The 12577-nt window shown below is 65.2% G+C and carries 13 protein-coding genes; 7 read left to right on the forward strand and 6 right to left on the reverse strand.

Annotated elements, in window-relative coordinates:
• The first annotated feature begins 125 nt into the window (after positions 1–125).
• The gene (locus HALRU_RS02620) at positions 126–2096 is read left to right on the forward strand and encodes an aconitate hydratase (protein ID WP_015299859.1); all 1971 of its coding nucleotides are present in this window, start codon (positions 126–128) and stop codon (positions 2094–2096) included.
• A 96-nt stretch (positions 2097–2192) separates the two neighbouring features.
• On the opposite strand, the gene HALRU_RS02625 is transcribed toward HALRU_RS02620, so the two are convergent.
• Together HALRU_RS02625 and HALRU_RS02630 are read right to left on the reverse strand one after the other, a co-directional pair.
• Positions 2193–3131, reverse strand: coding sequence for a hypothetical protein (locus HALRU_RS02625; protein WP_015299860.1), 939 nt, complete (start codon positions 3129–3131; stop codon positions 2193–2195).
• Positions 3128–3739, reverse strand: coding sequence for a DUF7344 domain-containing protein (locus HALRU_RS02630; protein WP_015299861.1), 612 nt, complete (start codon positions 3737–3739; stop codon positions 3128–3130). The genes HALRU_RS02625 and HALRU_RS02630 overlap by 4 nt, the downstream gene beginning before the upstream one ends.
• A gap of 435 nt (positions 3740–4174) precedes the next feature.
• On the opposite strand from HALRU_RS02630, the gene HALRU_RS02635 reads away from it, so the two are divergent.
• The 5 genes from HALRU_RS02635 to HALRU_RS02650 all read left to right on the forward strand — a co-directional run bounded on the left by HALRU_RS02635 (position 4175) and on the right by HALRU_RS02650 (position 8092).
• Complete coding sequence (locus HALRU_RS02635) at positions 4175–4690, forward strand: DUF1102 domain-containing protein (protein ID WP_245547773.1); 516 nt, start codon at positions 4175–4177, stop codon at positions 4688–4690.
• A gap of 4 nt (positions 4691–4694) precedes the next feature.
• Positions 4695–5267, forward strand: a complete 573-nt coding sequence (locus HALRU_RS02640) for a hypothetical protein (protein ID WP_015299863.1) — start codon at positions 4695–4697, stop codon at positions 5265–5267.
• A gap of 2 nt (positions 5268–5269) precedes the next feature.
• Positions 5270–5392, forward strand: coding sequence for a hypothetical protein (locus tag HALRU_RS16080; RefSeq protein WP_015299864.1), 123 nt, complete (start codon positions 5270–5272; stop codon positions 5390–5392).
• Positions 5393–5660: 268 nt separating this feature from the next.
• Positions 5661–6812, forward strand: coding sequence for a S26 family signal peptidase (locus HALRU_RS02645; RefSeq protein WP_015299865.1), 1152 nt, complete (start codon positions 5661–5663; stop codon positions 6810–6812).
• A gap of 5 nt (positions 6813–6817) precedes the next feature.
• A complete protein-coding gene (locus tag HALRU_RS02650) occupies positions 6818–8092 on the forward strand; it encodes a DUF5305 domain-containing protein (RefSeq protein ID WP_015299866.1) in 1275 nt (424 codons plus the stop codon).
• A 107-nt stretch (positions 8093–8199) separates the two neighbouring features.
• On the opposite strand, the gene HALRU_RS02655 is transcribed toward HALRU_RS02650, so the two are convergent.
• Entirely contained in the window at positions 8200–9024 is an 825-nt protein-coding gene (locus HALRU_RS02655) for a VOC family protein (protein WP_015299867.1), read from the reverse strand.
• Positions 9025–9266: 242 nt separating this feature from the next.
• A complete protein-coding gene (locus tag HALRU_RS02660) occupies positions 9267–10523 on the reverse strand; it encodes an MBL fold metallo-hydrolase (protein ID WP_015299868.1) in 1257 nt (418 codons plus the stop codon).
• A 149-nt stretch (positions 10524–10672) separates the two neighbouring features.
• Here HALRU_RS02660 and HALRU_RS02665 point away from each other — a divergent pair, with 149 nt between their 5' ends.
• Positions 10673–11764 carry a M48 family metalloprotease gene (locus HALRU_RS02665; RefSeq protein WP_015299869.1) on the forward strand — a complete coding sequence of 364 codons (1092 nt, stop codon included), beginning with the start codon at positions 10673–10675 and terminating at the stop codon, positions 11762–11764.
• A 1-nt stretch (position 11765) separates the two neighbouring features.
• On the opposite strand, the gene HALRU_RS02670 is transcribed toward HALRU_RS02665, so the two are convergent.
• Together HALRU_RS02670 and HALRU_RS02675 are read right to left on the reverse strand one after the other, a co-directional pair.
• Positions 11766–12047 carry a hypothetical protein gene (locus HALRU_RS02670; protein ID WP_015299870.1) on the reverse strand — a complete coding sequence of 94 codons (282 nt, stop codon included), beginning with the start codon at positions 12045–12047 and terminating at the stop codon, positions 11766–11768.
• 88 nt (positions 12048–12135) lie between these two features.
• Positions 12136–12570 carry a DUF7112 family protein gene (locus HALRU_RS02675; RefSeq protein WP_015299871.1) on the reverse strand — a complete coding sequence of 145 codons (435 nt, stop codon included), beginning with the start codon at positions 12568–12570 and terminating at the stop codon, positions 12136–12138.
• Positions 12571–12577 lie beyond the last annotated feature (7 nt).

Below are 12577 nucleotides of genomic sequence, written 5' to 3' on the forward strand. Positions count from 1 at the left end.
CACCTCGACTGTCGAACCAGCAGGAATCTAGTGACCGGTGGCTGCATCCGAGACAGGTGTTTGGCCGGCCTAAAACGGGAGAACACGCTGGTTTTATCAGTGCCGATAGCGGATTTGGAGACGCTATGGGACAAACACTTACCGAGAAGATTCTCGAGGATCACCTCGTCGAGGGCGACCTCGAAACCGGCGAGGAGATCGGCATCGAGATCGATCAGGTCCTCACCCAGGACACGACGGGAACGATGGTCTGGCTGCAGTTCGAGGCGATGGGGCTGGACGAAGTCCAGACCGAGATCGCCGCCCAGTACTGTGACCACCAGACCTACCAGTTCGACTTCAAGAATACGGACGACCACCGATTCCTGCGCTCTGCTGCCGGCACCTACGGCGCTCACTTCTCTCGCCCCGGCAACGGTATCTGTCACAACGTCCACCGCGAGAACTTTGCCGCCCCCGGCAAGACGCTGCTGGGTTCTGACTCGCACACGCCGACCCCTGGCGGTCTCGGCGAACTCGCCATCGGCGCCGGCGGGATCGACGTCACCGTCGCGATGGGCGGCGCGCCGTACTACATCGAGATGCCCGAAGTCGTCAACGTCCGCCTCGAGGGCGAACTGCCCGACTGGGCGACCGCGAAGGACGTCATCCTCGAACTCCTGCGACGCCTGACCGTCAAGGGTGGCGTCGGCAAGATTCTGGAGTACACGGGGCCGGGCGTCGAGACGCTCACCGCCCCCGAGCGGATGACGATCACGAACATGGGCACCGAACTCGGTGCGACCTCCTCGATCTTCCCGACCGACGAACAGACCGAGGACTACCTAGAACGCGTCGGCCGCGGCGGCGAGTACGTCCCGCTCCAGCCCGACGACGACGCCGAGTACGACGACGAGATCGTCGTCGACCTCTCGGATCTCGAACCGCTGATCGCACAGCCATCGATGCCGGACAAGGTCGTCCCCGTCAGCGAAGTCGCTGGCACCGACGTCGACCAGGTCATCGTCGGCTCCTGTACGAACGGCGCCTACGAGGACGTCCTTCCGGCCGCGAAGATGCTCGAGGGCCGCGAGGTCAACAAGAAGACCGAGATGATCGTCGCCCCCGGCTCGAAGCAGGCCTCCGAACTGCTCGCCCGACAGGGCTGGGTCGCCGAGATGATGGCCGCCGGCGTCAACTTCTCCGAGGCGACCTGTGGCGCTTGCATCGGCATCGGCCACGTCCCGGCTTCCAACTCCGTCTCGCTGCGTACCTTCAACCGCAACTTCGAGGGGCGCTCCGGCATCGAGGACGACAACGTCTATCTCTGCTCGCCGGAAGTCGCCGCCGCTGCCGCGCTCAAAGGCGAGATCGTCGATCCACGCGACCTGTCCGACGAACTCGGCGACCTCGAGGCGCCCGGCTTCGAACTCGCCGAGGAGTACAACGCCTCGAAAGCCGACCTTATCACCCCCGACGAGGCCGTCGACGACGAGCTCGTCAAGGGCCCGAACATCGGCGAGGTGCCCCTGCGTGAAGGGATCGACGAGGACATCGCGGGTGAGGTCCTGCTCAAGATGGACGACAACATCACGACGGACCACATCATCCCCGCGACGCAGGACATCCTGATGTACCGCTCGAACATCGACAAGCTCTCCGAGTTCACGCTCAGCCGCGTCGACGAGACCTTCGCCGACCGCGCGGCCGAAGCTGACGGCGGCGTCCTGCTCGCCGGCGAGAACTACGGTCAGGGCTCCTCGCGCGAACACGCCGCGATGTGTCCGATGCACCTGGGCGTCGAGGCCGTCCTCGCCCAGAGCTTCGCCCGGATCCACCGCGCGAACCTCTTTAACTTCGGCATCGTCCCGCTCGTCATCGACGAGGACGCCTACGACGGCATCGACCAGGGCGACGAGGTCGAGATCGTCGAGGACGTCGAGACCGGCGTCTCCGAAGGGCGCTCCGAGTTCACCGTGACGGTCAACGGCGACGAGGAGTACACCGCGACGCTCGACGCCTCCCAGCGCGAACGCGACATCCTCGCTGCTGGCGGCAAACTCTCCTGGACCAAGGCACAGGCGCAGTCGGGATCCGACGCACCGGCAGACGACTGACGCGATCGAACCGTCGATCCGCTCCTGTCGGATTTTGCCTCTCTCCGTTCTTCGGCCGTCCGTCGGTTCACAACCGCTCGGTTCGGCGTTCGAGACTCACTTCGAGCCCGTCGGGACCCGGATCGTGACGAGCGGCGGTGAGCCATCGCTGGTAGCCCCGGAATCTGTGAGGAGAACGTCGAATGCGGCGGTCAGCGAGGGTGAGCGGCTGGAAGTGTCGCGCTCGATGACGGTCACGGACACGCCTGCGCCCGTTCGAACGGTGGGTGGGCCGACCGAACGACCACGATCGGCTGATTTGGCCGGAATGGGAGCCTGATCGTTATCGGCAGCGACCGACACGGACGGCTGATCGATGGCTGACGACCGCTCGAACCGAACGAGAAGGCCCCCAGTCTGCCGAAATCCGGGAACGGCAACCTGCCTGCAGCGAACCCGCGCTCCCGATCGATCGTCGATCACCACGAGACCGATCGATCCCGGTCGTACCCGCCGAAGGAGGACGATTTCGTAGTCCGCAGCCGAGATCTCAGCGATCCCCGCAGCGTCGAGCGAGACCGATCGCCGGACGGTCGCCGTCGTCTCCCCCGTTTCCGATCGGGCCTGGAACGTCACGGCGTCGGTGGCGGATTCGAACGGGTCTGCTGGCGAGATGGCGACAGTGTGAGCAGTGCCTGGGTCGAGCGCTGGGAGCGTGAGTGGCCGGGTGCTACACTGGGTCGTTCCCCCTCCGAGACGACGAAATTGCAGCCCGTCGGCCGCAGACCGGAGGGTAACGGTCACCGACTCGGTCAGTCGGTTCGCGATCGAAACCGTCGCTGGTGCCGACTGCGAACCATCGGCATCGAAGAGGGTGCCAGCCGTCTCGACGCCGGCGTCTCCCTCCACGAGGCCGATATACGCGTCCGCGTCGTCGGCGGTGGCGACCGACACCCGCCTGTCGACCTCGGTGGTGGACGAACCGAGGGTTCCGGCCGCCAGTAGTGTCCCGGAACCCAGGATGGCGATCGCCGCTGCACGTCGCGTGTAGGTCATCGGTGCTCCCGATAGTCGAATTCGACGTCGAGTCGGTCTTCGTCGATTCCGAGGCGAGAGCGACGGGCGACGTACCGGTGTGCGAGTGCGAACACGCTGAACGAGACGACGACGAACACCGTGACGGCACGGGCTGGCAGGACGGTGAACGGAACCACCGAGACCGACGAGGCGACGAGGACGAGCACGGAGAGTGCCGCGAGTCCCAGATAGTAGTCGCTCCAGGGGAGTTCGCGGCCGCGAACGACGTCCATGTAGATCTCGACGTTCTCGAGCGCCGCTGTCGGCTCGACCGTGCCACGATCCCGATCGAAGTCGACGACACCCGACCGATCCAGCTTCGGCAAGTGTGATTGCTGCAGTGCCGTGTAGACCCGTTTCCGATCCTTGCTCGAGACCTCCTCGAAGGCGAGTCCGTCTTCCTGCGCAGCGATCTCCTGAGAGATGGTCCCGATATCCAGTGTCGTCCCTTCTCGCAAGAGTGCGTTGAGAATGTGTCGTCGCCGACCGTTCGCCAGCAACTCGAACAGTTCGTCTTCCGTCAGCCGGCGACTCTCCGACGGTGACGAACCGCTCCTGTCGACCGTCTCGTGTATGGTGCCCCCCATTCGGACAAAAACAACTATTGGGCGTAAAATAAAAGTAACTATTACTCTCATTCGAGTTTTTAAATCTCGGTATTATAGTAACAGTTGCACGAGCTGGTCGCCGACGACTCGAGGGCGACGGATGACGTCAGCAGCGTTCGGGAGAGACACGACCCGGGGTGTGGGAATGGCGTCGCCGAGAGACGGCAGCAAACCCGCTCAACGGCTCGTTGACCCCAGTCAATGTATCGTCTCGACTGACACTGACAGGAGAATCACCAGTTGACCGGCAGTCAACGACCTCCGTACCCGGGAGCACATCTCGTAGTCGAGGGGTTGAGAATTCTTTCGAGGAGTTGACCGTCGGTCAATGCCGTCCGGAGTCGAGTCCACGACCGTATTACAATACCCATCTCCCGACTGGGTCGATTCGTCCCGGAAGGGGCGAGACCAACTATGCAACGACGAAAATTCGTAATTGGGATGGGAGCGCTGGCATCGGGCGCCGCTGCGATGGTCGGAACCGGCGCCTTCACCTCTGTGACGGCCGCTCGAGATATCGACGTCGCGGTTGCTGACGACGCATCCGCCTATCTGCGACTGAAGGGCACTGATTCGCACTACGTCACCGACGACGGCGATGGTGGCACGCTCGCGCTCGACCTCAGCGGGGATAATGCAACGCCATCGGGCGGCTCGGGTGTGAACCCGAACGCCGTAACCGAGTTCGGATCCCTGTTCGAGGTTGCGAACCAGGGGACCCAGCCGGTCACCGTCGAGGTGACGAAATCCGGACAGCACCCGGGAGCGGTCGCGTTCGAGGACGGAAACGGCGACGAACTCGCCGACGGCATCGAACTCGACGTCGGTGAGAGCGCCGACATCAGCCTCGTCGTCGACACGACGGACGACGCGATCGACGTCGACGAACAACTGGTCGACTCGGTCGTCTTCCACGCGGTCGATACCTAGGACGATGGAACGCAGAACATTCGTCCTGAGTGCCGGTGCGATCGTCGCTGGTGGCGGCCTCGCACTCGGCACCGGGGCGTTCGACAGCGTCGAGGCCGAACGGGACGTCACCGTTGCGGTCGCGGACGACGCCGACGGCTACCTGAGCATCCGGCCGCACGACGGACCAAACGGCGCGTACGCGACGATGGACGGCGGCGAGCTGGCAGTGGAACTGACCGACGCCAACGGCGCTGTCGCCGGCGACGGCGTCAACGCGAACGCCCTGACGGGGGTCGCGAACCTGTTCACGATCCAGAATCAGGGAACGAACGAGGTCGAACTCGCCGTCTCGCCGCTCACGTTCCTCGACGTATCCGGGAGCATCTTCCCGCCGAGCATCGACGGCGTCCTGGGCGTCTTGCTCGTCCCACAGAGCGGCAACTGGAGCGTCGATCCCGAGCGCGGGGTGCTCTCGATCACCGACCTCACCCCGGGTGAGGAGACCGACTTCAGCCTCGCGGCCGTCGCGTTCCCGGAGAGCGCGATCGACGAAGTGGAGATCGACGACGAACTCCTGATCACTGCGGAGGCCTGACGATGGATACTGCACCGACACTCGCCGATTACGAGGAACTGGCCGACGTCGAGATCGACCTGAGCGACACCGATCTCGACAGGGAAACGATCGATGTGGAACTGGAGCGGCTCTTCGACGCCTAATCGAGGATAGTCGTCCACGGGCGGCTACCACCCCTTCGTCGATCCAACGGGCGTCTCAACCGGCCGCGATATTTCGTAAAAACGCCAACTCGACCGATCAGAGCCGGTTGGTGGAAAAACCGATCGCCGACGTGACCGTCCGGAACCGATCCCGCCGATTCCGGTCACGTTCGCTAGTCCGCCACCAGTGTTGGGATGGCAGGTCCCCAAGCACCATAAGTACAATATAGTTAAAATTAAATATTTTCAAAATAGAATGCGGTAATAGATGGGGCTAGCCCGAGCGGGACGGGGACTTGCGGTGGGAGCCGGAGTCGTCGTATGCCTCCTGGTAGTCGGCCAGATACTCGGGTACCCGATCCTGCTCGGGTTCGTCGAGACGGGGAGTATGGAGCCGGAGATTCCCGCTGGAGATGGGTTCGTCGCCATACCGACGCCCGTCAGTGACGACCCGGATCCGGGCGACGTCGTGGTCTTCGACGCACGCGATATCCAGGGCGGCGGACTGACCACCCACCGGATCGTCGACGAGACCGAGGCGGGTTACGTCACGCGCGGGGACGCGAATCCGTTTACCGATCAGGATGGTGGCGAACCACCGGTAACCGACGAGCAGATTCATGCGACGGCCTGGCAGGTCGACGGGCAGGTCGTGACGATTCCACACCTGGGTACGGTCAGCACGACGATCGGCCGGTGGGTCGACGGGGTGAACGGTGCCATCACGGGCGCGCTGGGTGTCCGAACCGGCGTGGGGTCGAGCGGCGCGGCGGCGGTACTGTTCGTCCTCTCGGTGCTGTGGTACGGCGTCGAGACCGTTCGTGACCGACGACACACGACCACACAGTCACGCTTCGCGTCCGACGTATCCGTCCCGATCGATCCGCGATATCTCTGTGCCGGGTTCGCGTTTCTCGTGGTCGTCGCGGGCGCGGGAGCCATGATCCTGCCCGGCGGGACACAGCACTACGACCTCGTCAGTGCCGAGTTCGATTCCGACGACCCGACGGTCGTCAGACAGGGAACGACCGCGGAGACGACCTACCGGGTCGAAAACGACGGGTTCGTCCCTGTCGTCGCGTACGTCGACGGCGGCGATCACGTACAGGTCGAATCGGATCGGGTGACGGTCGGCCCACGCTCTGGAACCGATGTGCTGCTCGCGATCAGCGCCCCCGACGAGACGGGGTACTACCCGACCGCGGTGACCGAACACCGGTATCTGCGCTTCCTCCCGAAGCCAGCCCTGGACGCCCTCAACGGGGTGCATCCTGCGGTCGCACAGCTTGCGATTCTCGCCGTGATCGGCGGTGGAACGTACGGAATCGCCCGCGTTCTCTGGCGACGGGTGGACGACGACCCACGTGCGAGACGACAGGCCCGAACCGCGCAATCGCGACGGCGACTGGACCGACGGTGACCACCATGGAACACGACCCGATCCCACACGAGAGCGATTCGAGCGACGACCGACGGCTTCGACTCCGTGCGGTCCTCGCCGAGTACCGACCGATACTGATCGTGGCGCTGCTCGCCACCGCTGCGATGGGTGGCTGGCTCTGCTACGGTGCCTACGCGGCCCAGCCGGAGACGACCGAGGTGCGAACGGACGAAGCCTGGTCACTCTCCGGCGAGCTCCACCACAGCGCCGAGGTTGTAGACTCCACGACGCTCTACGCGGCGGGAACGGTCCTGGAGGATCGACCGCGGTACTTCACCGCTGTGACGCCGACGGCCGACGGCGAGTACGCCGTCACGTACGAGGCACACGACGGGACGGCCGACGTCGACGTCTCGATCGATCGATACGTCCAGGCGGTCGAGGGGAATACGGTGTACTGGGAGTCGGCCGAACCGGTCGCGTCGACGACGCAGACCGACGTCGAACCGGGTGAGACGGTCACCGTCGACCTGGACGTGCCCGTCGCCGATGTCGTCGATCGCATCGAAACGATCCAGGCGGAACTCGGTGCGCGACCCGGCGAGACCAGCGTATTCCTGCAGGCCACCGTCTCGGTCGAAGGATCGATCGCGGGCGCCGAGCGCTCGACCAGTGAGACCCATCGGATCCCCGTCACCATCGACGGCGGAACGTACGGGTTCGACGACGAGACCATAACGGAACCGTATCGGGACGCCGAAACCGTCACGGTGAGCGATTCAGCCGGCCCAATCGAGTCGGTCGGTGGACCCCTCCTCCTGCTCGCCGGGCTGGGCGGACTCGGCGGGGTTGCCGTCGCGACCCGCCGGTATCACGCTCCCACGACCGCCGAACGCGAGTGGCTCGACTACTGCGCCGACGTCGACGAACACGGCGAGCTGGTCACTCCCGCGAGCCTTCCCGCCGCCGTCACCGATCGACCACGCGCGTCGGTCGAGTCACTCGCACACCTGGCCCAGCTGGCGATCGACCTCCGGACCGGGCTCCACTACGACCCACTCGAACGGACCTACCTCGTCGTCGACGACGAGATTCTCTACAGCTACGACCCACCGAGGCCGCCGCAGCGCCACTCGTCGCGGACTGTCGACGGGAGTCCCGCCGTTAGCCCCGATCGAGGGAGCAAGACAGGCGGGATCGTCCTCACGAGCGACGAATCGAGCGCCGGCGAATCAGCTCCTGACGAACCGGACGATGGCGTTCTCACGGCAAACAGCGATGGGGCCGGCTCGAACGATGACGGACCGGACGAGTCGTGAGGAGAGGCGGAGACGACGGGAGAGTGAACAAGGGTCGACACGGATCACCACTCCAGTCGAATGTGGCCACCCTCGCCGCCGACGGGCAGACCACCTGAAGCCACTCGTCAGGCCACCCGCAGGTGGATTCCGATTTCGTCAGGATCGGTCAACTCGATCCCGTCGTCGATTTCGGTCGCCGAAAGGACCTCTCTCAGGTCCACGATCGTCGACTCGTCCGGTACGACGAACTCGAACCACTCGAGGCCCTGGCCACCGGCAGGTTCGGACCGACCGTTCCACGCGTTCACCCCGACGTGGTGGTGATAGCCGCCGATCGAGGTGAAGAGGGCGCCCTGTCCGGCCATCTGGACGCGCAGGCCGAGAGTGTCGGCGTAGAACGAGCGCGCGGCGTCGAGGTCGGTCGTCTCGAGGTGGACGTGACCGACCGTCGTGTCCGCCGGTGCGTCGGCCGCCCCATCGAACGCCGCCGCGATGGTGTCGAGGTCGAGTGGGAGCGTTCGCATGCGGATCGAGCCGTCGTCGGCTCGCGGCCAGACGTCAGCCGGTTTGTCCCTGTAGATCTCCACACCGTTTCCCTCCGGATCGGTGAGGTAGAGTGCCTCGCTCACGTCGTGATCGGAGGCACCCTCGAGTGCCCCGGCCGCTCGCACGCGTTCGAGCGCTGCGCCGAGTGCGGCCCGGGAAGGAACGAGGAACGCGGTGTGGAACAGGCCCGCCTGCGCAGGATCTCTCGGCGTCGCATCGGTATCCGCCTGCAGAACGAGCAGGGGCGTTCCATCGACACCGAGCGTCGCCTCGGTCTCCGAACGCGACAGGACGGAGAGGCCGACGACGGTCCGGTAGAAGTCGGTGAGTTCGTCGAGGTCGGCGATGCGGAGTGCGACGCGTCCGATGCGTGCGGCAGCCGGAAGGGATGGCGTCTGTGTCATCTGGATTCGGAGGTGGGTCGAGTGCGGTTTGCTGCCCGGGGTGCTGACGCATCAACATCAGCGGGCTGCGTGGGTCGGGACGACCGCAGACGTGTGAGGGTGTCCGCGACGGCGTCCAACGAGCCTCTAGAAGGGCGCGACTGTGTAATATCTTCCCGGCCGCTGCCGTCACCAGGTCACACCGGTGTCACCGGCGGTCCGTCAGTGGCTGGCCGCAGCCGGGAGCCCTGCGAAACGGCCGCTCAGACCGTCGTGACGCTGCCGAGTTCCGGCGCCTGGGCCGCGTAGCCATCCTCGCGTAGGGCCGCGGCGAAGTGTTCACACCGGTCGCCGTGGTTGACGAGAATCTCGGCGTCGTCGTACGGGTCGAGAAAGGTACGGAGGCCGTCGCGGTCGGCGTGAGCCGAGAAGTCGTAGTGTTCGGCCTGTGCGCTGATCGGCATGAGTTGCCCGTCGATCTCGGCGCGACCGGTGTCGAGCAGTTCGCGGCCGGGCGTGCCCTCGACCTGATAGCCCGTGAATGCGATCGTGTTGACCGGGTGGTCCCGGATCTCGGGAACGTAGGTCATGGCCGGACCGCCGTGAAGCATCCCGCTCGTCGTGACGATCACGGTATTCTGGGCGGCGATCCGCGTTCGTTGGCCGTCCCGGCCGTCGACGAACCGGGCGTTCGCGGTCGCTCGACGGAGGACGTCCGGGTCGCGCAGGAAGTCCCGGTTTCGCTCGCGGCCGAGCAGGTCGGCGACGCGCGTGCCCATCCCGTCTGCGTAACAATCGATGTCGTGGTCGGCGCAGATGGCCAGTACCTCCTGTGTTCGCCCGATGGCGAAGGCCGGAACGACCACGGTGCCACCTTCCCACAGCGTCGTCCGGAGGCTCTCGACGAACGCGGCCTCGATGTCGGCCCGGGGCGGGCGGGTGGTGTCGGCGTAGGTGCTCTCGACGATCACCGCGTCGGCGTCCGGGCGGGCCGTCGAACCGGCGAGTAACTGCTGATCCTCGGTGTTGAAATCCCCGGAGTAGAGCAATCGGGTCTCGCCGTCGTCGACGAGCACGTGGGCGCTCCCGGGGACGTGCCCGGCGTCGTAGAACGTGACGTCGTACCCGCCGGCGTCGGCGCCACCGAGAACGGGGAACGGCTCGCGATAGCCGTGGGGTTCCGATACCTGCGTGAGACGAGCGACCTCGGCCGCCGTAAACGGACAGTCGTAGGTCCCGCCGTGGAGATTCAGGGTATCCCTCGCCAGCAAGAGCGCGAGATCGCGTGTCGGGGGCGTCCAGTGGACCGGTGGACGAGCGTCCCCCGAGAGCAGCGAGGGGAGCGACCCGACGTGGTCCAGATGGCCGTGGCTGACGACGACGGCCTCAGGATCGGGTTCACGGATCGGGAACTGTGGCGGGTCGCCGGAGTCCATCCCGTAGTCGAGCAACAGACGATCGTCGACGAGGATGGCGCTCCGTCCGATCTCGTGCGCCCCGCCGAGAAACTCGACGTCCATCTGGCCGGGGTAGGGGCGAGCGCCGTTTGGATCCGTCGGTTCGCGTATCGACACGGTGTGCGGAGTCGTCGATATGTTCGGATCACGCAAAATCGGATCCATCACCACGAAAGGAAGTTTTTTGACGGCTGTCACGAAGGTGATCGGTAATGGCGACACGGCGGAGCGGACGCGAGTGGTCAACCGACCGTGGACTACAGCTCCGAATGGCGCTCTCGCTGGGGCTCATCGTCGTCTTTCCGTTCGCGTTCGTCCTGATCCTGGAGTGGGCGCTCTCGACGATCGTTCCAGCAGTGACGGTTGCACTCACCGGCGTCGAGCTCGAAACCGAGGTGGTCGTCGACAGGCGGCTTCTCGTCGGAGCGGTTGTGGCCGGCTTCGTCGGGCAGTACCTCTTCGGCGACAGACTCGCACTGTGGTCACTCAGGGCGCGGCAGATTTCGGAAGAGGTGGGCCCCGAGTTGCACGGAGCCGTCCGTAGACTGGCCCAGCAGGCAGACCTGTCGCCGCCGGACATCGCGGTGATCGATTCGTCAGCGCCGAACGCGTTCGCGACCGGCCGGTCCCCCGATACGGCGACGATCGTCGTGACGACGGGGTTACTCGACCGTCTCGACGACGACGAATGCGAGGCCGTCCTCGCCCACGAGGTGGCACACGTCCTGAATCGCGACGCTGCCGTGATGACCGTCGCGTACCTCCTGCCGACGGTGACGTATTTCATCGCGACAGGTGCGTACACCGTCCTTCGGGTAGTTTCTGATCTGTTCACACCCGCTGACAGTTATCAATCGGTCAGGTTTCTCGATACCAGTCACGACGGGGACGATCCACGGGGCTTCGCGGCCGTGATCGTCGTGATCATCACTACGACGGTGGTCACTTTGGCCGTCTCGACGCTTTTCTGGATCGCGAGTTTCCTCCTCTATCGGCTCCTCAGTCGGTACCGAGAACACGCCGCCGACCGCGGTGCGGCCCAACTCACCGGCGATCCACTGGCCCTCGCGAGTGCGCTCCAGAAACTCGATTACGAACTTGCGCGGGCGCCAGACGACGACCTTCGAACGCTAGACGGTGGCGTCGAAGCATGCTACATCGCACCGCTGGACTTCGCCAAATACACCGAAGACGGCGACGACGGACTACTGAGTCAGGACCTCTTTCCGGACACCCATCCCGACACTGCAGAACGAATCGAGCGACTGCAAGCCCTTGCCACCGAATACGAGGTGGCAACCTGACTTACTCCGACCGATAGCGCCGAACCCCGAACTGGCCGTAGCCACCGTAGGCCACCTCCAGCGATCCGATCCACCAGTTCCAGCGGTCTGCGGGCGTCCCGTCGGGCGCGTCGGCAAGTTCGTCGAGCACCACCTCGTTCGAGAGCGGGGCGCCGACGTCGGCAGCGTACTGCCCGCTTGCGGCGAGGTCGACGGCCTGGCGAACGACGACTCTGGATTCGCCGACCGTGCCACCGTAGGCTGCGCGGAGCCGGACTTCGAGGCGGCCGGGATCGAGACTCACAGGGACAGTACGACCGCACGACACTTGGGTGGACCGGCGCGGCCGTGGCGACGCCGCGGCGGCGACAAACCCGTCGACGCCGGTCGACTCAGTCCTCTAAGTCCTCGGCGATCGAGGCGAGCGAGTCCGAAGGCGGTTCCTTGGCCGCGTACACCGTCGATTCACCGGGTGTTCGGAGCCCGTAGTAAAAGTCCGATTCGACGACGTCGAGCAACACGGACGAGCCGTCGTCGATACCGTTCTCGTCGAGCCACGCTTCGAGCAGGTCGGTTCCCTCGCCGGGCGTTCGAGCGAGGCTCGGCGACTCGTAGACGCCCGTGATCGACCGACTCTCACCGGTGAGTGCCGGCTCGATGCGAGCCGACCGTTCGTCACCGTCGACGACCAGCCGAACGACGTCGTCCGCCGGCACCAGGTCGACTGCGTCGGCCGGAATTTCGAGTCGGTGGCCGGTCGCCGTGGCCACGCACGACGTCCGAACCGTCTCGACCGACGGGTGGTCGCTGGCGATACGATCTGTCACGAAAACT

It is taken from the genome of Halovivax ruber XH-70, assembly GCF_000328525.1.
Taxonomy (GTDB): Archaea; Halobacteriota; Halobacteria; order Halobacteriales; family Natrialbaceae; genus Halovivax; species Halovivax ruber.

What these genes read in the sequence shown, in the direction of transcription:
- HALRU_RS16080 (WP_015299864.1), top strand. Translation starts at nt 5,270, where the DNA reads ATGGATACTGCACCGACACTCGCCGATTACGAGGAACTGGCCGACGTC.
- HALRU_RS02625 (WP_015299860.1), bottom strand. Translation starts at nt 3,131, where the DNA reads ATGACCTACACGCGACGTGCAGCGGCGATCGCCATCCTGGGTTCCGGG.
- HALRU_RS02635 (WP_245547773.1), top strand. Translation starts at nt 4,175, where the DNA reads ATGCAACGACGAAAATTCGTAATTGGGATGGGAGCGCTGGCATCGGGC.
- HALRU_RS02640 (WP_015299863.1), top strand. Translation starts at nt 4,695, where the DNA reads ATGGAACGCAGAACATTCGTCCTGAGTGCCGGTGCGATCGTCGCTGGT.
- HALRU_RS02650 (WP_015299866.1), top strand. Translation starts at nt 6,818, where the DNA reads ATGGAACACGACCCGATCCCACACGAGAGCGATTCGAGCGACGACCGA.
- HALRU_RS02630 (WP_015299861.1), bottom strand. Translation starts at nt 3,739, where the DNA reads ATGGGGGGCACCATACACGAGACGGTCGACAGGAGCGGTTCGTCACCG.
- HALRU_RS02655 (WP_015299867.1), bottom strand. Translation starts at nt 9,024, where the DNA reads ATGACACAGACGCCATCCCTTCCGGCTGCCGCACGCATCGGACGCGTC.
- HALRU_RS02645 (WP_015299865.1), top strand. Translation starts at nt 5,661, where the DNA reads ATGGGGCTAGCCCGAGCGGGACGGGGACTTGCGGTGGGAGCCGGAGTC.
- HALRU_RS02620 (WP_015299859.1), top strand. Translation starts at nt 126, where the DNA reads ATGGGACAAACACTTACCGAGAAGATTCTCGAGGATCACCTCGTCGAG.
- HALRU_RS02665 (WP_015299869.1), top strand. Translation starts at nt 10,673, where the DNA reads ATGGCGACACGGCGGAGCGGACGCGAGTGGTCAACCGACCGTGGACTA.
- HALRU_RS02660 (WP_015299868.1), bottom strand. Translation starts at nt 10,523, where the DNA reads ATGGACGTCGAGTTTCTCGGCGGGGCGCACGAGATCGGACGGAGCGCC.